We start from the raw sequence: 18669 nt of genomic DNA, 5'->3' as shown, positions 1-18669 counted from the left end.
TACGCATTTCTTGCCGCCGAGATTTTTATTGTTATCGTCCTCGATCAACGCCAAGGTACGTTCCTATTGTAATAAGTTCTGCACAGTCGGGTGACTGCATGTGACTTACCCGTTAGATTTTCCATCCGCAAAAATAGGAATTTTTACTGGATCTGTGGTGGATTTAGGCACATTATACGTGTGCAGTACTTTCTCCATAATCTGTGAGAACTGGCTTGTTGCTCCCACACTACGCACATCGCCCTGAGGGCGCTGCAGAGTAACGCTTACGAGAAACTGCGGGTTGTCTATAGGCGCAAGCCCTATAAAGGATGTGGTGTATCCGTCATATCCGCCTTTATCGCTGGGAGCTTCAGCTGTACCCGTCTTACCGCCGACTCGGTACCCTTCGACCGTGGCCGTTTTCGCATGGCTTTGAAGTACAACATTCTCCATTAGTTCTCGACATTGTTCAGCAGTTTTTTCGCTCACCATCCTGGTGCCGGGTTCCACATCGCGTTTATGCACCGTACCATCGGCATCAATCAAAGCGTCAACGATGCGCGGTTTAAGTTTCACACCGTTATTACCGAGTGCCTGAAAAATCATGGCGGTTTGTAGAGGGGTCTGGGCAATACCCTGCCCGAAGAAAACTGTGTATTCCTGACGACCGTCCCACTCATGCCAATCAGTTACTAACCCCTGCTGTTCGCCAGTCAGCTCAATACCCGTATAATCCCCCATACCGTATTTTTTGAGCCAGTTATAGCGGTCTTCCTTAGGGAGTTTCTGCCCGACAAGTACCGTTCCGGTATTCATCGAGTCGGTAATAATACCGGAAAAAGTTCGGCGCTGTGCGGGGTGGTCAAAAGCGTCCGTGAATGTTTGCCCGTTGATCACCAAACGTTCCGGAACGTCATACGCCGAGGTAGGGGTCGTAATGCCGCTTTCGATCAAAGCTGATGCAGTCAGAATCTTCTCAGTCGAGCCAGGCTCAACAACCTGGGAAATAGCGCGTGGGCTTGTATCCTGCTCGTTCTTAACTTTCTCAGCGCCGGGATCCATCATCGTAGAATCGGCCATTGCCAAAATCGAGGCATCCCGCACATCCATAACGATAACGGTGCCCCATTCCACTTTGAGCTCGTCCACACGCGCTTTGACAATCTGCTGCGCGAAATACTGGATGTCCTGGTTAATGGTCAAACGTACGTTCTTCCCATTTTCTACATCGGTCGCCTCTTCTTTAGTAACAGGAATACGCACACCATCGGCACTAATTTCGTAGGTACGCTGACCGTCCACGCCCGCAAGATCTTTTTCAAAGACGCGCTCAATACCTACAGATAAATTCTTCTTGATCGTCTCGTTCTCGTTACCGGTTGCCTCATCAACAATGCGGTAACGGCCCACAACAGAGCCGCCCACGGGTCCGTTTGGGTACAGGCGCTCAGAGATGGCTTCCCCATAAAGGAACGGGGCTCCTAGAGCATCAATACGGCGAAATATCTCAGGGGTGACATTTGATTTCACGACGGCATATTTTGAGTCTCCGTCAAGCTTAGACTTGATAAACTCGTCTGTAATCGTAGGGTCAACGGTATGCAGAATGTCGGTTAGCTCATACACCAACTGTTCTGGAGTAATTTCACTCTTAGTATCGCGGTCATTATCGTAGCGCTTATACGAAGCAACAATAGTCTGATCCGCAATGATGTTGTACCGCTGCACGCTTCGAGCAAGCACCACTCCGTTAATATCGAGAATCTGACCTCGAACCGCTGGAACAGTCTGAGAGCGCATGCGTTTCTCACGCGATTTCTCGGCAGTATGCTGTGGATCAAACCCCTGTAGATAGAGAAGCCGTGCACCCACGGCTGCCAAGCCGCCAGTGGCCAAAGCACCCACTACAAACCCGCGACGCCCAAGCTGTTGAGGCTCGGGCGGCACGGGCGCATTCTCATGAAAGCTCAAAGGTGTCCTTTCAAACTCTTAAACAGTTCGTTCCAGTCTCCACCAATATACTATCGTTGAGATGCTGAAGGGTTAGTGGATGCCGAGGGTTTTGCAGACGCTGACGATGAAGCAGACGCACTCGAAGCCGGCTGCTGTTTATCTGCCGATGCAGACGGTGCTGCACTCGGTGTTGCAGATGTCGAAGCGCGGCTCCCCTGACTGGGAACGGCGGGGGCATCCACGAGGTTGCGAGCGCCCGGGGCATCATCTTTAGGCTTCGCTACAGGAGTAGCCGTGCCGTTAATCTGCCCGCTGTTGATATCCAAAGTTGCCGGAATATCCGTCGCATGCATACCCAGTGAGCTTGCACGGTTCGCCAAGTTTTGCGGGGCCTGTTGGTACCCAATTTCTTGTTGCAGGGCTTGGTTCTCTTGGGTCAGTGTTTGCTCTTGGGTACGCAAGTCCACAAGGTCGTATTGACGGGTTGCGATCAAGATATTGAGCATCAAGATAAAGACCAAGGTCAACGGGATAGCAACAAATACACCCACCAACGCCACAGGACTCCAGCTTCGCGGACGTACCAGTGACAGGGCAAGCGGTACACGACGAGTCTCCCGAGCCTGAGCTTTTACTCGTGAGCTCTTAGCCGCAATCGAACGAGCTGGGTATGCAGATTTCGCCGGGTATCCGATAGTACGCGGATGCTGAGCACCGCCAGTGCGCGGACCAGCGTATGCGGTTACATGTTCCGACAACCGGTTCTGCGCACGATGAGCAATTCGAGCGTGCGTATCAGAAGTTACAGAAGTACGTGGAACCTGGATTTGAGAAACACGGCTTTTCACATTTGACGCAGGTTTATTCCGCCCCGGTACACCCCGGCGCGTTGGGTGTTTTTGAGCAGGTTTATGCTCAGGGATAATACGCAAATTAGCGTTCCGAGTTCCCCTGCGCCGATTGGCAGTGCGGGGCGTCTCCTCTACGCCGGTTACAGTCGGCGCTTCGGGAGTGGTAACGCTCGGAGAGTGTTGCGGAGGGGTCATATCCTGCTCTTTCAAGTCTGTATCTGTTGTTATGCCAATTAGGTAGATGTGCCGGGAGAGTTAAATTAAGCTGTCTTAGAGATTCAGCTGGATACTTTGATTTTTTCTCCGGCACGCAGTTTAGCGCTTGCTGCACGCGGGTTTTCGGCGATTTCAGCCTCTGTAGGCGGCTCTGCACCGCGGGTGATAACTCTTATCGTCGGCTGATGTTCGTCGAGCTCCACAGGAAAGCCTTTAGGGGCCTTCGACGTAGCAGCCTCGGTCAAAGCACGTTTGACGATTTTGTCTTCAAGGCTGTGATAGCTCATAGCGACAAAACGACCGCCGAGTCTCAGAGCATCCAAAGCCGCTGGAACCGCCCGTTCAAGAGCTTCTAGCTCATGATTAACCTCGATGCGCAGAGCCTGGAAAGTTCTCTTAGCCGGATGACTGCCCTTGCGCTGTGCTGCAGCGGGTACAGCCGTCTGAATGGCAGCTACCAGTTCCCCAGTCGTGGTGAAGGGTGTGTGCTTTCGCTGTTCCACAATATGCTGGGCAATACGGGCAGCGAATTTCTCTTCACCCCAGTTTTTGATGATGCGACGCAGCTGATTCTCGCTGTACTCATTGACAACGATGCGGGCAGTTAGCTCATCATCACCGTTCATGCGCATGTCCAAAGGTGCATCATAGGAATACGCGAACCCACGAGAACGTTCGTCCAGCTGCATCGAAGACACGCCTAGATCCAGAAGAACGCCATCTATAGAGGTGACTCCCGCCGCGGACATCGCATCTTCTATATGGTCATATACGGTGTGCACAGGCACGAAGCGATCTCCAAAACGTGCCAGACGTTCGGCAGCAATAGCATGCGCCTGTGCATCACGGTCTATGCCGATAACCGTTAGGTTGGAGAACCTTTCAAGCATTGCTTCTGTATGACCCCCCATACCCAAAGTCCCGTCAATGACAACCGCATCCTGGCGCGAAATAGCGGGTTCCAACAGCTCCAGGCAACGATCGAGCATAACCGGAACATGGCGTTCCTGTGCCTGTCGTTGTGAAAGCTGCCCCAAAAGCCCTTCCCGATATCCAGGGTCGCCAGATACAGCATTGGGGGATGTCGAAACATCGTGCGTTGGGGTAACCACGCCGGTAAGTGAGTGAGACTCGGCGATCATGATGCTCCTTCCCATAGCTCTAGCGGTCGTTCACAGCGGATCACAGGTTACGTTTGGGGCAACAAAACTGTGTGGTGACATAGTCATTACAGAATCGGGGCGAAAGGATCTTCGTCCAACGACGCAAATTCTGCTTCTGTCTGTGCCATATATTCTTCCCATGCTTTGGAGTCCCAGATTTCCGCACGGCTTCCTGAACCAATCACAGTCAGCTCTTGCGACAGACCTGCATACTCACGCAGCACAGGCGGGATCGTTACACGTCCCTGCTTATCAGGCACCTCATCAGAAGCTCCCGAAAGGAACATGCGCATAAAGTCACGTGCTTGCCGCCCAGGAAGCGGAGAGCTTCGCATTGTTTCGTGGATACGCTCAAACTCGGCGACAGGAAACACGTATAGGCAGCGTTCCTGACCGCGTGTTAGCACGAGACCAGCTGATAGCTCATCGCGAAATTTCGCTGGCAGGATGATGCGCCCCTTGGTGTCCAGGCGGGGTGTATATGTTCCAAGAAACATGCGGCACCCCTTTCCTGACAAGCGGAATACCCGCGACTCCAATTAGGCATGTCTACCCCTGAAACTATCTTCCCCTCCACTTTACTCCATTTTGCTCCACTATTCCTACCTCATGAGGATTTTTCTCAGAAAGAACACAGCTTTTCCTTAGTTTTAAGCGCCAAAGAGGGCGAGTGGTTTATCAAAAACCACTCGCCCTCTCGGACGTTTCTTTAAACTTATTAGTAAAATTTAAATCATCAAAAGTTAGTTTTCACCACGGTTACGATCGTCCCAACGCTCTTCGAGGCGAGACATGAACTTCGACTGCTTTGTAGATTTTTCAGAAGAACCCGCACCTTCCTGGCGAGCTTGGGTTGCTCCCTGCGCCTTGTCTCCTAAGAACGAATCCACCGGAGTCTTCTTACTTGTTGTCGCCAAATAAACACCACCGGCAGCAATAATAAATCCAATAATGCCCAGCCATATCATCTTTGAGGCAACGGCACCGATAATAATACCCAACCCAGCTAACACGCCTAAAATGCCGAGAGCCATGTGTCGGGCACTAAATACGGGAGCTGTATTACCCGTTGATGACATTGATGACGCAAAATGTGGATCCTCAGCGCTCATCAGTTCTTCGAGCTGGTCGAGAACCTTCTGTTCACGCTCAGAAAGTGCCATTTCATTCTCCTTGAACGAACCGGTGACATGAGTGCTTATTCGTCTATCCTAAACCTACAACACTCCGTTGCTTTTATACTACCCCGCAATCCTTTTTTAAGATACCTACCGCTCGCTCGCGTGAAAATTTTCTTCTCTAACCAAATATGGTCTTGTTTACACTCTTTATGGGAAGATTCACCTCAGGACAGATTTTTCTACCCCAAATCCTTCGATTCCCTCCACTTTTTACTCCCCTATACTCCAGAGCGCTCCCCTAAGAAGTTTTCTGTTTTTCTGGGCTGCTCTTGTGAATATATGAAAGATCAGAAGCACTAGAAACAGCTGCATCAGTAAACTTCTGACGGATACTATCGAGAGCATGTTCCACTGCGCTCCAGTCAGGAGCATTGCGGATTCCATTCCAAGCACCAGGCCTGAATCTATCATCACCCACAGTATCTTCAAGATGTTTAGAACCTGCCTCTAAATCTAACAGTATTGCATCGTCGAAGAGTGGATACTGCACTCCGAGCTCACTACGTTCAAGTTTTTCGGCGCGAACACCAATGAGGCGAATAGCGCGTGTCGCATACTCCTGAGACTGCTCAGCAGAAAAGGTCAAAAGCCCCATCCCGCGCAGTGCAGCATGAGATGCCCGATAAATTTCCATACCTGAATCGCAAGAAACTGACAACGGCACAGATTTCGTATGAGTCTCAAATCCTTCATACCGAATTTTGAGGCTGAGAGAACCTGCCAGCTTACGTGCACGGCGCAAACGTATACCCACTTTAAACGAAAGCGAGCGCAAAGCATCTGTAATCTCATACCCCGACGTAGTATCAGTCCCGAATGTGTGCTCAGCGCCTATACTTTTCTCTTCACGATAGGGCACAACATCACGGCTATCGAGCCCACGAGATGTAGCCCAAAGGTGTTCTCCAGCAGCTCGTCCGAACCGTGCACGCAGCCAGCTTATGTCGAGTTCGCGTAAACCAGCAATTGTTGTAATACCGTATTTACCGAGGGCTGCAGCACTTTTAGACCCTACACCCCAGAGCTTTGAGACAGGAAGTGGATCTAAAAACTCACGGACTTTTGCGGGAGGAACCACCCATAGCCCGTTAGGTTTACTACCGGTCGAAGCCATCTTGGCAATAAGTTTATTGACGGAAATCCCTGCCGAGCTTGGTAGATGAAGTTCCTCCGCAATTCGTGAACGCACACGCTGAGCGATATCTACAGGACTCGTTCCATGGATAACTGCACCCGTGAGATCCACAAAAGCTTCGTCCACGCTTACCTGTTCTACCAACGGGCTTTCTGCACGCAAAATATCCATAACAGCCTGCGAATAATACCTATAGTTACCGCGAAGAGGCATGACCACAGCAGCAGGACATAGAGAAAGAGCTCGTGAAAGGGGCATACCAGAACGAACTCCATATATGCGAGCCTCATACGAGGAAGAACACACCACGGCGCGAGGCCCCTGTGGAGCAACGATGATAGGTGCACCCTGTAATTCGGGGCTCTCCAGAAGCTCCACATTAACGAAAAAAGCGTCCATATCAAGATGCATAACAACGCGCCCCTGCTGCTGGTTCATACCCCTCCTTCCCAATTCACAATATAATAGCATATATATTCTATAATTAGTACTTGTATTCTATATTATAGAAACCTCAGACCTTAGGAAGGTTATAATATTCGCAAATATCGACCGGTGCTTTACTCTAGAGGAGTATTCGCGCGCACTCCCCTAAGGAACACAAACATGGCAGAACAGCCGAAACCTGAAAATCTCAGCGACGGCGTTAAGTCTGAGCAAGAAGCTTACCTACGCGCAGTCGAAGCTACTATGTCAGAATTTTTCGCACAACAACGCACTCTGCTGACCGCTATATCTCACGATGCACTGCCCCTTCTTGAAGCTATCGAGTCGCTCTCTTCCGGGGGGAAACGTCTCCGGGCTCTTCTGAGCTATTGGGGATGGCGAGGCGCTGGAGGAGACTCCATACTCGAAGGATCGGCTCCTGCCCCTATTATTCGAGCAGGGGCTGCCCTTGAGCTCTTTCAATCAGCGGCTCTTATTCACGACGATATTATCGATCGCTCTGATACACGCCGCGGAAAGCCCTCAGTACATAAAAAGTTTGAAACGCAGCACATCCAGAACTCATGGGTGGGCGATACTTTCAACTACGGACTAACCGGTGGAATCATTGCGGGTGATCTGTGCCTTTCGTGGTCGGAACAGATGTTCTCATCCATCGGAGAAGGTGCTTTATCCGGCACCGAAGCGCGAAATATCTTCGATACTATGCGTACCGAAGTTATGGCTGGCCAATACCTTGATGTGCTTTCCGAAGTTATTCCAGCAGAGACTCCTGAGAACGCCCTCGCTCGTGCTCACCGTGTTATTCAATACAAATCCGCAAAGTACTCCTGTGAGCACCCACTCGTCTTAGGAGGGGCTTTAGCACTCACCGCAATCGCGCATCAAGACCACCCGATTCTTGGGAAATATCGTGCTTTCGGACTTCCGCTGGGAGAAGGATTTCAGCTTCGTGATGATGAACTTGGTGTCTTTGGAGAACCTAGCGCCACAGGCAAACCCGCCGGAGATGATATTCGTGAGGGAAAACGCACCGTTCTCATAGCGCTAACAACACAAAATATCTCTGCTGAAGACCGCAGGATGCTTGAAAGCGCCTTAGGGAACCCGGAACTCACGAACCAGCAAATCTCTAAAATCCGAGAGCTTATGATAGATTCTGGGGCTCTAGAGTATGTCGAAGAGCTTATCGCTCAGAAGTCAGAAGCTGTAGATACTGCTCTTCATGCGCTGCCGGTATCCGAGCCGATACGCTGCGCGCTCAGCGCGATAGCGGCTAAGGCGCTGCACCGTAAAGCTTAGAGAGAATGGTGATGCGGCGCATCCAAGCTGTTAGATGCGCCGCATAACTATATATTTTTCGGGTACCGTTGGAACTCGATCTTGATAAAAACTCTTCTTAGTTTTGTTCTACCAGGCAAGCGCCTGTGCGCGACGGCGGATCTCTGTCTTGCGTCCGTCTTTCAAAGCATCAATAGGGCGCCCAGGAAGAGAGTCATCATCCGTGTATAGCCAGACGATTGCTTCTTCATCGCTGAACCCTGAGTCTTTGAGTACGACTAGAGTTCCCTTTAAAGATTCCAAGACGCGGTTCCCGTTCAAAAAGAGTGCGGGGACTTTACGCACGTTGGTTTCGGGATCACGCAAAGCTATCAAAGACCCGTCAGAAAGAAGATTATGTATGCGAGTGATCTTCAGATCGAGGATCTCAGCGATCTCTGGAATAGTGACCCACTCGCCTACAAGGGCAAAGGTCTGAGCAATATTTTCGTTAGTCACCCTTTAAGAGTGCCAGAGAGCCTAATCAATTACCACTTATTCCGTACCGCAAGCTGGTGTGTTGCAAGTAGCGTGCTCATCTAGCCTACGACTAAATCACAGGTATACACCTTTCCTGAAAATCTGCTGAGGGTTAGGTTCCGACATGACGAATAGGGTCGCATCATTCAAATGCATCGCCTAAAATTTTTATCACTATGAGTCATACTCCACAGCCTAATTCCGGTTCCTCTGTACCCGGTCCTGCTCCCCAGACGAATCATAAGCAGCCGCTGCGGTTAACCGGTCAAGTGCTCGAAAAGCACTACCTCATGGGACGAATGATAGCCCGCGGAGGCATGAGTGAAGTCTATTACGCTTCTGACTTGTGGTCGAATAATCCCGTAGCTATTAAAGTGCTTACGCCCGAACTTGCCGAACAAGCGGAGAACAGGCAAAAATTCCATCGTGAGGAAAGCTCTCTGCGTAAAATTGGCGGGGGTCACACAGTAGGTGTGTTGTCTTCAGGTACCGAGTATCTTCAGGGGCAGCGCATTATGTATATCGCTTTGGAGTACGTTTATGGGTGTACGCTCAGCCAGCTCCTTCGCTCTCGCCAAGCGCTGTCTATGGGGGAAGGTCTTGAAATTTTGCTTCCCGTTGTTGAGGGGCTTTCAGAGGTGCATGCGCATCGGTATGTTCACCTCGATATGAAGCCGGGGAATATTCTTTTAGATACTCAGCGGCGCATTAAGTTAGCAGATTTTGGTCTTACGCGCCGCAATGACCAATATGACTCTGGGGTTCTTATGGGTACCCCCGCCTATGTGGCGCCTGAAATTTTAGACCCGCAAGGACGTGTTGGTGCTCCAGCGGATATTTTTGCGCTGGGCGTTATGATGTACCGTATTTTCTCCGGTCGTTTACCGTTTACCGGTTTACACAACGATCAACAGGTTCTCTACCACAACGCCAACATTGAGATGCCTCCAATTACGGAAGTAGCTCCGGGAATCGACCCCGATATAGCGGGGATTATCAGGTGGTGCACACGTAAACAAGCGGATGCACGCCCCGAGGACGCCACGGAACTTTTCACTGCTTTATCCGAGATAGCCCAGCGGATGAATCCTAAAGATCGTGCATGGCGTTCCCCGCATCTTGAGCCTTCCGAGCTTGCGCTTTGGGATGAGGTGGGTGATATTGCTGAGCGCAGCGGCATGGCGCAAATGGTGCGTGATACTCCTATTAGCGCGTACGGCAGCGCGGTAGATTTGATTCTCGACGTAGATGCAGAGAATTCGGTAATTGACGATTTTGGTGTCCCTCTCTCCCCTGCTGTCCATGAACAAGGGCATATAGGTATTGGCCCAGAACCACATGGTCCCGACGAGAGCCTAATATCTCCCCCATCTTCAACCCCTAGTGCACCAGCGAATCTCCATAACGCGCTACAACCAGAGCCATCGCCAGTACCACGATCAGATTCACCTTCCACTCAGCACGTTCCTCAGCAAGAAAAGTCTATGTCCAAAGAGCAGCTGGATGATGAATCGTTCTCTGCCTATGCAGATCCGCAACAAATATATGATCGCCGGAATTCAAGTGTTCCTGTCCAAGCAAACCAGGAGCAAAATTCCTCTCTAGACTCTGAACAAAGCTGGATTTCTCAAACGCAGGAGCGCGAACGTCGGCACATTCTTGATCCTCGATTCCCTACCGAGTCTCTTGCCGAGCCACCTTCAGCTACAGCGTGGAGCCTCGCCGCATTAGTGGTGGTCGTTCTCTTTATGGCGGCTGGTTTTACGGGCTGGATGCTTGCCACATCAGTACTGCAGGCCGCCTGGTGGCAAGATTTTTCCAGGCTTTTCGGCGGATTATAGAGTAATCCCATATGCGAAGGTCGCATAGAACTCTGTAAAGTTCTATGCGACCTTCAGCATAAAGCTAAAACTAGATTGCTTATCGGTTCCTGAGATACTCGGATACCAAGAACGCGATTTCAAGCGACTGCGAGTGATTCAGCCGGGGATCGCAAAGAGATTCATAACGATCAGCTAGGGCTTCTTCATCAATAGCGTCTGAGCCACCTAGGCATTCAGTAACGTCATCCCCGGTCATCTCAACGTGAATACCGCCAGGGAATGAGCCGAGAGCATCATGTACCTCGAAGAAACCGCGAACTTCATCGAGTACATCGTCAAAACGGCGGGTCTTATAGCCAGAAGGAACGGAAATTGTATTACCGTGCATAGGATCGGTTACCCAGATAACCTGTGCACCAGCAGCTTGTACCCCTGCGACGATAGGAGGCAGCTTCTCTCGAATATTCTTAGCCCCCATACGGGTAATAAAAGTGAGGCGACCGGGTTCACGATTCGGGTCAAGTTTATCGATAAGGGCCAGTGCATCTTCAGCGGTGGTTGTGGGACCGAGTTTTACACCGATGGGGTTACGCACTTTAGAGAGGAAATCCACGTGCGCATCATCAATCCCACGAGTTCGCTCACCAATCCACAAGAAATGGGCTGAGGTGTCATAGGGCAAGTCGGTTCGTGAATCGATGCGAGTGAGGGACCTTTCATAGTCAAGGACTAAAGCCTCATGCCCCACATACATATCGGTAGTTTTGAGCGCATCAAAATCAACCCCACAGGCTTCCATGAATTTGAGGGCGCGGCCGATTTCATCAGCTGTTTGTTCGTATCGCTCATGCGCTGGGTTTGAAGTAAACCCGCGGTTCCATTGATGTACCGCGCGTAGATCTGCAAAGCCACCTTTTGTAAAAGCACGCACAAGGTTAAGGGTGGCGGAACTGGTGTGGTAGCCGCGCAGCATACGTTTAGGATCATGCTCACGAGCTTCAGGCGTGAACTCAAAACCGTTGACGGTTTCGCCCCGGAAGGAAGGCAAAGTAACATCGCCACGTGTTTCCGTATCCGAGGAACGTGGCTTTGAGAACTGGCCAGCCATACGACCCATCTTCACCACAGGCATCGAAGCGCCGTAGGTAAGAACCGCCGCCATCTGGAGAAGAGTTTTGATGCGACCAGAGATTTTGTAGGCTGTGGCACCTTCAAAAGTTTCGGCACAGTCACCGCCCTGTAGCAAGAACGCACGTCCTTCGGCTACTTCCGCCAGCTGTTCGCGCATAGAATCTACCTCACCAGCAAAAACTAGCGGGGGCAGAGAGCTCAGCTCGGCAACAGTTGCGTCAAAATCAGCGTGATTTGCCCATGTAGGCTGCTGATCTATATGCAGATTCCGCCAGGTATCCAACCCGTAATCTGCGCCAAGCTGGTGGTTATGGTTCGCGTTGCTCATGGGTGTGTACTCCAGAATTTCTGTATGGTTCAGCACGCTGACGCGGCGTTACAAGGATAAAGATTATTGTACCTTCCTAAAATGCCGTATCTGAGCATATGGCGCAGTCTTAGATAAGTTTATGGGCACTCTGCACACAGACGGTTTACAGCCTGTTCGGCGGTTAAGCTGTCGGACGCCATGAGTTTTTTCACCGCATCCGCGTACACATCAACATATTCTTGCCCGCTAAGCTCACGAATAGCTACACCTACACGATCCGCAATCTCACGCTGTACGGAGAAAAGATGCGCTTCGTGACTTCTGCTGGAGAAATCTAGCGGCTTTCCAAAAATTGTACGAATCGTTATCTTTTGTCCGCGATTGTGCAGGTGCGGCCTGTTTGTTCCCAGCGGCTGCACCAGGTCCGTACCAATCTGCCCTACTGGTACGACGGAAACTCCAGATTCAAGGGCTAATCTTGCTACTCCAACTTTGGGACGGTAGCCACGCCCGTCAGGACTGCGGGTGCCTTCGGGATAGATCCCCAGTATGCCGCCTGATTCTAGCACCCGAAGGCCTCTGGCAAGAGATTCTTGACTTTTGACCCCACCGGAACGATCCATGGGAAGCTGACCCATGCTTGTAAAAAATTTAGCCATAGCGCGACCTTTGACACCGGATGTTGTGAAGTAATCACTTTTCGCCAAGAAATTAATAGGGCGATCGAGCGCAAGAGGTATAAAAACTGAATCGCAAAATGCTAGGTGGTTACTTGCAATAATGACCGGTCCCTGGGGTATGTTCTCAAGCCCGATAATCTCATGCCGATAGAGACTATGCAGAATGGGCGTACTAAGAAATTTGAGGGTGCTGTAGGCGAGGGTCATAGCTCTTCCGTCATAAAACAATAAATGCGGGATAGGCACGCGTACCCGTATATGACGGATGTGGTTAGCGAGCACATATCACGAGAGGACGGCAACAATGCGAAACCTCTACGTGATTAGATTGTAACGGTTTTAGCAGTACCGTGCCGAAATCCGCTCTTTCCCGACGCCGAGGTGACTTTTGTCTGATAGTTATCTGTGAATATTATCGTTTTCGCGCTCTTAGCGTAGCTCAGACGGTGTTATCCCAGAGCTGTAGGTAATAATTGACCACGAACCTATTTCAACTCTTGAACGGTTCCAAGTCTCAAAGTGAGAGTGTACTGTTGAAAGGATGCCATGAGTATTTTCGAGAATGCAGGTGAACCGTTTCGCCGCATCCGCCGTCAGGCACGTCAGCGTCGTGAGCTTGCCATCCAGCCCTCAATAATGCGTGCGCAAAGCTCTTTAGAGTCGGAGTTCAACCACGATCCTATTTCCCATCCGGCTGACCGTGAACTCTATGAGGGTGATGTTGGCATTCTCATCATTCATGGCTTCACAGGATCCCCGCACAGTATGCGACCTATAGCAGATCACTTTATTAAGCTCGGCTACCCTGTTGAGATGCCTCGTCTTGCTGGGCATGGCACACACTGGCGAGACATGGTGGCGACCGAGTATAAAGAGTGGGTTGACGGTGTCGAAGAAGGATATTGGAAACTCCTCAATGCAGGCTATCGGGTTATCGTAATCGGTATTTCTATGGGCGGGTGCATTGCTGCCAATTTAGCGGCTCGGCATGATGTTCTAGGCATGGTGCTCATTAACCCCTATTTTGTGGATGTAAACCCCATGATGAAAGTGGCACACCGAGTTGCCCCTATATTTCCTTCGCTCAAATCTGTGGGATCTGACATTGCCCGTCCTGGAGTTGATGAAGGTGCATATCCGCGAACTCCTACCGTTTCTGTACGGCAGCTTCACCTTTTGGGCCGAGAGACTCGTGAGCTGATACCCTTGCTACGAGCTCCGGTGCTTTATCTGCGTTCCCTTCATGATCATGTTGTCTCAGATAGTTCGCACCGCTATTTTCTAGAACACTGCTCAGCACCGGTAAACTTTAAATGGTTGACTCACAGTTACCATGTGCCGACTCTAGACTACGACGCGGAACTTGTCTTATCCGTGATACAAGATTTTGTCGTTGACTGTGAAGCATAATCCAAGCTACAGCGTTGAAAGGCCTTGTATGCAAATTGTCTCCGTACCCGCAGAAGCTATGGTAGATCCAGCGTTGAATCTCACCAGTATTGTGGAACGCCATGCCTCCGACACCTCAAATCCAGTGCTGTATCGGTGGCAGATGTCGCCTGGCAATTGGCAGGACATTCACGCACATCAGTTTCATGACATGGTGGTTTCTGTAGCCAAGGGACTCATTGCGCATGGCGTTAAACCTGGTGATCGCATAGGTATTATGAGCCGCACCCGCTTTGAGTGGGCTTTAATAGATTTTGCTATCTGGTATGCCGGAGCCATATCGGTACCTATCTACGAGACGAACGCACCCGCACAAGTTGCCTGGGCCTTATCGCATTCTGAGGCACAAGCAATTTTTGTGGAGAACGATAAACTGGTTCAGATTACTGATAAGGCGCATAAATTTCACCCGCTCAATATTAAAAATCGTTGGGTTATTGAAAATGGAGATCTGGATACACTCATCACGGCAGGTCTAGATGTCTCCGATGCCGAACTTGAAGCGGCCCGCACACATGCCCATGCCGATTCGCTTGCAACCATCGTCTACACGTCTGGAACAACAGGTAAGCCTAAAGGATGTGCGCTCACGCACGGAAACTTTCTTAATCTGAGTCTTAACACGCGCATCGCGGAGCCGGAGATCGCTAATCCGCGTAGTTCTTCCCTTATTTTCTTACCTTTAGCGCATGTTCTGGCAAGGTTTATTCAGGTTCTTGCTTTGGATTCCGGGGTTGTTGTTGGGCACTCCCCTACCATCAAGAATCTTGCGGCTGATCTGAATAGTTTTAAGCCCACCATGTTGCTGGTGGTACCGCGTGTCTTTGAAAAGATTTATGAGGGAGCATTGGCTAAGGCGGCTCGTGGCGGAACCATAAACGAAAATCTTTTTAAGCGAGCGGTTAAGGTCGCCATCGCTTGGTCTGAGGCTAAAGTTTCTGGACGACTCCCCCTCAAGTTGGCGGCACAATATGCACTCTACGATAAGCTAGTTTACACAAAATTGCGCGCCGCTATGGGCGGTAAATTACGTTACGCAGTCTGCGGAGGCGGGCCTCTCTCCCCACGGTTGAATCATTTCTACCATGCGGTAGGAGTCCGAGTGGTTGAGGGTTATGGTCTCACAGAAACATGTGCGCCGATTGCTGCCGGGCGCATCAGCAATTTTCAGATCGGGGCTATTGGTCCGCTCCTGCCAGGTTCTCAAGGCCGCCTTGCCGAAGATGGCGAGCTTGAACTGCGTGGAATCGGCGTGATGAAGGAATACTACAAAAATCCCGCTGAAAATGCCCAGTCTTTCACTGACGATGGATGGTTCAAGAGCGGTGATCTAGCCCGTTTCGATGATCAAGGGCTCCTCAAAATTGTGGGGCGCAAAAAAGAAATCATCGTGACGGCCGGGGGCAAGAATGTTATTCCCGGCACTGCGGAGAACCATCTACGAACTTCTCCCTTAGTATCTCAGGCTATGCTCGTGGGAGACCAGAAACCCTTTATCGCGGCTTTGGTTACTCTCGATCCCGATACTCTCCCCGATCAGCTTGAGCATTTGGGGCTTCCGCGTTCCCTTTCTATGCCGGAGGCCGCCGTGCATCCTGCCGTGCGCGCCGCGATCCAGCGTATTATTGATGAGGCTAATCAACTGGTATCTCGTGCAGAAGCTATTCGTGAATTCCGCATTATGGGTAAGGATTTGACGGAGGCGGACGGCTATTTAACACCTTCTCAAAAGCTCAAACGGGCTAAGATTCTGCAGGATTTTTCTGCTTATGTGGATGACATCTATAGCCGTGTTTCGGAAAGCGCTAATAATAAACTCGAACGTCTGCAAAGCTACGCCGAGCAAGCTTCTGATAGGCTCCAAGAGTTCAAAACAGAGAAGACAGAAAAACTTCATGATCTGAAGGTTGAAGCGACTGAACGTCTTGAAGAGTTTAAAGGGCAAGCGGCGGAAAAGTTATCTCAGCATCAGCCAGTCCGAGCCACACCTTCAGATAAAGAGCGTACATACCCTGATGGTAAAGAGCACGTGCACGGAGATTCAGAACAACAAAAAGCTCCACGAATCTCTTCGGAAGAATCGTAGCTCTTGAATGCGAAAAGAGGCTAAAAGCTGTGGGGTTCTCACCAAGGTTGGGGAGGGGCCCCACAGCTTTATATATGAAAACTAGTTATCTACATCTAGCCCAAGAAGAGCATTTTCTATAACTTCAGTCAGAGCAGGGTGAATCCAATACTGACCACGGGCCATGTCTTTCACGCCTAACCCGAAGCTCATGGCTTGAATAAGCGGCTGGATCAACACTGAGGCTTCTTCCCCTACAAGGTGAGCGCCTAAGAGCTGTCCCGTGTCTTTGCGGGCAATAAGTTTCGCCAATCCCACGGAATCTTCCATAGCCCATCCATAAGCGGTATCGCCGTAGTTCTGGCTCTTCACCGTAACTTCGAAGCCCTCACGCTCTCCCAGCTTCCGGGCGTTCTCTTCTGAGAGTCCCACAGTTGCTATCTGCGGATTACTGAAAACCGCAGCAGGGACAAAACGATGATCGCTGGCAACGAAGCTATCGGAGTGGCTGAGGTTATGTTGAACGGTCCGTGCCTCATGGTTCGCCACATGCTTGAGTTGGAATGGCGAGGAGACATCACCTAGCGCGAATACTCCAGGTACGGGAGAACCGTTATACAGTACGCGCTGGTATTTATCAGTTCCAATAAACCCGTGGCTATCGACGTCAAAGAAACTGGATGCTTTAAGAGTATCGCTATTGGAGCGGCGACCAGTTGCGGCAAGTACAATATCCGCAACAATCTCCTCTACCTCACCATTGTGTTCAACCACAACGGTAACGGTTCCATCGCCATTCTCGCGGATTTCGACAAGAGAGCGTTCCAGGAGAATGTTCCACTGGTGAGATGCTGCTTCTACGAACCTGTCTACAACTTCTACATCTACCTCACGGAGAATACGGTTAGAACGGACCATCTGATAGACCTGTGCCCCCAAAGCAGAGAATACGTGTGAGAACTCAGCAGCGACAACCCCGCCACCAAGCACTACAAGACGTTTAGGGAGCTCCTCCAAACGCATAATCGTGTCGTTTGTATGAACCTGTGGTAAGTCAATACCGGGAACCGCCGGAAGAACCGCCCGCGAACCCGCAGCAATTACAACCTGGCGACCGTAAAGTTTCTGCCCGGACTCTGTCTGCACTGTGTGAGCATCAACAAAATGAGCGTATTCGGGGTAGTAATCCACATTAGGTAGACCAGCGCGCCAGTCACGCCCACCAGCAGAAATTTTATCGATGCGCTGAGGGAAAATACGATCGCGTATCTGTGCCCAGTTAATTGCAGTAATTTCAGCCTCAATGCCTAACTTATTGAGCTCACGTGCTTTCTGCGCAGTAGTTGCCGGGTACACAAACATTTTCGTGGGGATGCACCCAACGTTCAGGCATGTTCCGCCAAAAGTACCGCCGTCTATAAGCGCTACTTTTTTGGTATCCCATTCCGGTCCTATCAGGGTGTTCCCCGATCCCGAACCGATGACGATAAGGTCGTACTGTGCTACGCCATCAATAATTTCGAGCTCTTTGATACTCATAGTCCCTCACCTGCAATAAAAATTACTTGAGTCTTAATACGAACAATACAACGCTGCACCCCAGATTTTATTCCGGGGTGCAGGCAGGCAACCAATTACTTAGGTTCTACAGTGCTGCCATGAGTCCGGCAAGCAGACGTGTAAATCGTATGGAGGGCTCCACAGCTTCTTCGTCGGGCCAGAAGTGAATCGGATGTGCTGCCCCAAGAGCACGTTGAATAACAGCTTCCTCGTTGAACGTAGGCTCAGCAACAAGCTGCCCGAAGAGTGCCTTCAATTCTTCATACCGATAGCTGTGCTCGGGATCGTCGGCACGTAATTTATTCACGACAACGGCAGCAGCCTCAACAGAACTATTCTCGTCCTTCTGGAACCTAACAATCGCACGGAGGGTACGCTCAGTACCCGCCACGGAGAAAAGTGAAGGCTCCGCAATCGAAAGCACTCGCTGGCTTGCACCCCATCCAGTTGCTGTAAGGGTCCCTAAAAACGGTGGGCAGTCGATGAGGACTAGGTCGTATGTGCTCCCAGTATTTTCGATAAGGTTCTGCAACCGTTCAATGAAGGGCGCGGGCTCTTTCGTATCGAGAAGAGCCGAACGTGCCGAACCACGAGCTACATGAATTTCGCCGCCCTCTATAGGAGTGCTCGTGAGTAGCGTAGGTGTACCCACCAGGCTATTCCAAGCTGACGGGCTCACAAGGCGGGTGAGCGCATCGGTGTCATGGGTAAGCAGGATAGAGGCAATGTCCGGGCACCCGCCTTCCGCGGCAAGTCCGGTACTAGCGTCCCCATGGGGATCGAGATCTATGACAAGGGTTTTGAGCCCACCGTGCAACGCTGCTGATGCAAGACCTAACACAATGGAGGTCTTACCCACGCCACCTTTGAGGCTACTAACACTGACAATTCTAGGCATGGCGCTCCGAAGTTATAAGTTCAAC

At 50.7% G+C, this 18669-nt stretch carries 15 protein-coding genes; 4 read left to right on the top strand and 11 right to left on the bottom strand.

Annotated features, from left to right (window positions below; translation table 11 throughout):
* Nucleotides 1-105: 105 nt before the first annotated feature.
* From HMPREF3164_RS05620 to dinB, 6 genes are all read right to left on the bottom strand, one after another.
* On the bottom strand, nucleotides 106-1953 hold the full coding sequence (locus HMPREF3164_RS05620) for a peptidoglycan D,D-transpeptidase FtsI family protein (protein WP_070449479.1): 1848 nt from the start codon (nucleotides 1951-1953) through the stop codon (nucleotides 106-108).
* Nucleotides 1954-2003: 50 nt separating this feature from the next.
* On the bottom strand, nucleotides 2004-2981 hold the full coding sequence (locus tag HMPREF3164_RS05615; RefSeq protein WP_135007633.1) for a cell division protein FtsL: 978 nt from the start codon (nucleotides 2979-2981) through the stop codon (nucleotides 2004-2006).
* An 83-nt stretch (nucleotides 2982-3064) separates the two neighbouring features.
* Nucleotides 3065-4144, bottom strand: a complete 1080-nt coding sequence (rsmH, locus tag HMPREF3164_RS05610; protein WP_256387502.1) for a 16S rRNA (cytosine(1402)-N(4))-methyltransferase RsmH — start codon at nucleotides 4142-4144, stop codon at nucleotides 3065-3067.
* 86 nt (nucleotides 4145-4230) lie between these two features.
* Nucleotides 4231-4662 (bottom strand): division/cell wall cluster transcriptional repressor MraZ, encoded by a 432-nt coding sequence (gene mraZ, locus HMPREF3164_RS05605; protein WP_004004381.1) that lies wholly within the window; start codon nucleotides 4660-4662, stop codon nucleotides 4231-4233.
* Nucleotides 4663-4908: 246 nt separating this feature from the next.
* Complete coding sequence (locus HMPREF3164_RS05600) at nucleotides 4909-5328, bottom strand: DUF3040 domain-containing protein (RefSeq protein ID WP_004004380.1); 420 nt, start codon at nucleotides 5326-5328, stop codon at nucleotides 4909-4911.
* A 256-nt stretch (nucleotides 5329-5584) separates the two neighbouring features.
* Entirely contained in the window at nucleotides 5585-6919 is a 1335-nt protein-coding gene (dinB, locus tag HMPREF3164_RS05595) for a DNA polymerase IV (protein WP_070449478.1), read from the bottom strand.
* A gap of 168 nt (nucleotides 6920-7087) precedes the next feature.
* Here dinB and HMPREF3164_RS05590 point away from each other — a divergent pair, with 168 nt between their 5' ends.
* Complete coding sequence (locus HMPREF3164_RS05590; protein ID WP_070449476.1) at nucleotides 7088-8230, top strand: polyprenyl synthetase family protein; 1143 nt, start codon at nucleotides 7088-7090, stop codon at nucleotides 8228-8230.
* 108 nt (nucleotides 8231-8338) lie between these two features.
* Here HMPREF3164_RS05590 and HMPREF3164_RS05585 read toward each other — a convergent pair whose 3' ends face one another.
* Nucleotides 8339-8707 carry an Rv2175c family DNA-binding protein gene (locus tag HMPREF3164_RS05585; RefSeq protein ID WP_004004377.1) on the bottom strand — a complete coding sequence of 123 codons (369 nt, stop codon included), beginning with the start codon at nucleotides 8705-8707 and terminating at the stop codon, nucleotides 8339-8341.
* Between the two features lie 197 nt (nucleotides 8708-8904).
* Between HMPREF3164_RS05585 and HMPREF3164_RS05580 the strand changes: the two genes are divergently transcribed.
* Nucleotides 8905-10569: a serine/threonine protein kinase gene (locus HMPREF3164_RS05580; protein WP_048754843.1), complete on the top strand. Its 1665-nt coding sequence runs from the start codon at nucleotides 8905-8907 to the stop codon at nucleotides 10567-10569.
* Between the two features lie 79 nt (nucleotides 10570-10648).
* Here the strand turns inward: HMPREF3164_RS05580 and HMPREF3164_RS05575 are convergent, their stop codons facing one another.
* Entirely contained in the window at nucleotides 10649-12010 is a 1362-nt protein-coding gene (locus tag HMPREF3164_RS05575) for a class II 3-deoxy-7-phosphoheptulonate synthase (RefSeq protein ID WP_013398830.1), read from the bottom strand.
* 119 nt (nucleotides 12011-12129) lie between these two features.
* Entirely contained in the window at nucleotides 12130-12879 is a 750-nt protein-coding gene (locus tag HMPREF3164_RS05570) for a lysophospholipid acyltransferase family protein (RefSeq protein WP_013398829.1), read from the bottom strand.
* A 339-nt stretch (nucleotides 12880-13218) separates the two neighbouring features.
* Here HMPREF3164_RS05570 and HMPREF3164_RS05565 point away from each other — a divergent pair, with 339 nt between their 5' ends.
* Together HMPREF3164_RS05565 and HMPREF3164_RS05560 are read left to right on the top strand one after the other, a co-directional pair.
* Nucleotides 13219-14082 (top strand): alpha/beta hydrolase, encoded by an 864-nt coding sequence (locus HMPREF3164_RS05565; protein ID WP_048751979.1) that lies wholly within the window; start codon nucleotides 13219-13221, stop codon nucleotides 14080-14082.
* 28 nt (nucleotides 14083-14110) lie between these two features.
* A complete protein-coding gene (locus HMPREF3164_RS05560; RefSeq protein ID WP_246822617.1) occupies nucleotides 14111-16207 on the top strand; it encodes an AMP-dependent synthetase/ligase in 2097 nt (698 codons plus the stop codon).
* 81 nt (nucleotides 16208-16288) lie between these two features.
* On the opposite strand, the gene HMPREF3164_RS05555 is transcribed toward HMPREF3164_RS05560, so the two are convergent.
* Together HMPREF3164_RS05555 and HMPREF3164_RS05550 are read right to left on the bottom strand one after the other, a co-directional pair.
* Nucleotides 16289-17725: a mycothione reductase gene (locus HMPREF3164_RS05555; RefSeq protein WP_070449474.1), complete on the bottom strand. Its 1437-nt coding sequence runs from the start codon at nucleotides 17723-17725 to the stop codon at nucleotides 16289-16291.
* Between the two features lie 106 nt (nucleotides 17726-17831).
* The gene (locus HMPREF3164_RS05550; protein ID WP_048751981.1) at nucleotides 17832-18644 is read right to left on the bottom strand and encodes a ParA family protein; all 813 of its coding nucleotides are present in this window, start codon (nucleotides 18642-18644) and stop codon (nucleotides 17832-17834) included.
* Nucleotides 18645-18669 lie beyond the last annotated feature (25 nt).

It is taken from the genome of Rothia sp. HMSC08A08 (genome assembly GCF_001808385.1).
GTDB lineage: Bacteria > Actinomycetota > Actinomycetes > Actinomycetales > Micrococcaceae > Rothia > Rothia dentocariosa.
Note: the sequence above shows the minus strand (reverse complement) of the source record. Positions and strands in the feature narration are given on the sequence as shown.

Excerpts from the sequence above, each read along its gene's own strand:
- HMPREF3164_RS05580 (WP_048754843.1), top strand. The coding sequence starts at position 8,905 with ATGAGTCATACTCCACAGCCTAATTCCGGTTCCTCTGTACCCGGTCCT.
- mraZ (WP_004004381.1), bottom strand. The coding sequence starts at position 4,662 with ATGTTTCTTGGAACATATACACCCCGCCTGGACACCAAGGGGCGCATC.
- rsmH (WP_256387502.1), bottom strand. The coding sequence starts at position 4,144 with ATGATCGCCGAGTCTCACTCACTTACCGGCGTGGTTACCCCAACGCAC.
- HMPREF3164_RS05570 (WP_013398829.1), bottom strand. The coding sequence starts at position 12,879 with ATGACCCTCGCCTACAGCACCCTCAAATTTCTTAGTACGCCCATTCTG.
- HMPREF3164_RS05560 (WP_246822617.1), top strand. The coding sequence starts at position 14,111 with ATGCAAATTGTCTCCGTACCCGCAGAAGCTATGGTAGATCCAGCGTTG.
- HMPREF3164_RS05555 (WP_070449474.1), bottom strand. The coding sequence starts at position 17,725 with ATGAGTATCAAAGAGCTCGAAATTATTGATGGCGTAGCACAGTACGAC.
- HMPREF3164_RS05575 (WP_013398830.1), bottom strand. The coding sequence starts at position 12,010 with ATGAGCAACGCGAACCATAACCACCAGCTTGGCGCAGATTACGGGTTG.
- HMPREF3164_RS05565 (WP_048751979.1), top strand. The coding sequence starts at position 13,219 with ATGAGTATTTTCGAGAATGCAGGTGAACCGTTTCGCCGCATCCGCCGT.
- dinB (WP_070449478.1), bottom strand. The coding sequence starts at position 6,919 with ATGAACCAGCAGCAGGGGCGCGTTGTTATGCATCTTGATATGGACGCT.
- HMPREF3164_RS05550 (WP_048751981.1), bottom strand. The coding sequence starts at position 18,644 with ATGCCTAGAATTGTCAGTGTTAGTAGCCTCAAAGGTGGCGTGGGTAAG.
- HMPREF3164_RS05590 (WP_070449476.1), top strand. The coding sequence starts at position 7,088 with ATGGCAGAACAGCCGAAACCTGAAAATCTCAGCGACGGCGTTAAGTCT.
- HMPREF3164_RS05600 (WP_004004380.1), bottom strand. The coding sequence starts at position 5,328 with ATGGCACTTTCTGAGCGTGAACAGAAGGTTCTCGACCAGCTCGAAGAA.
- HMPREF3164_RS05615 (WP_135007633.1), bottom strand. The coding sequence starts at position 2,981 with ATGACCCCTCCGCAACACTCTCCGAGCGTTACCACTCCCGAAGCGCCG.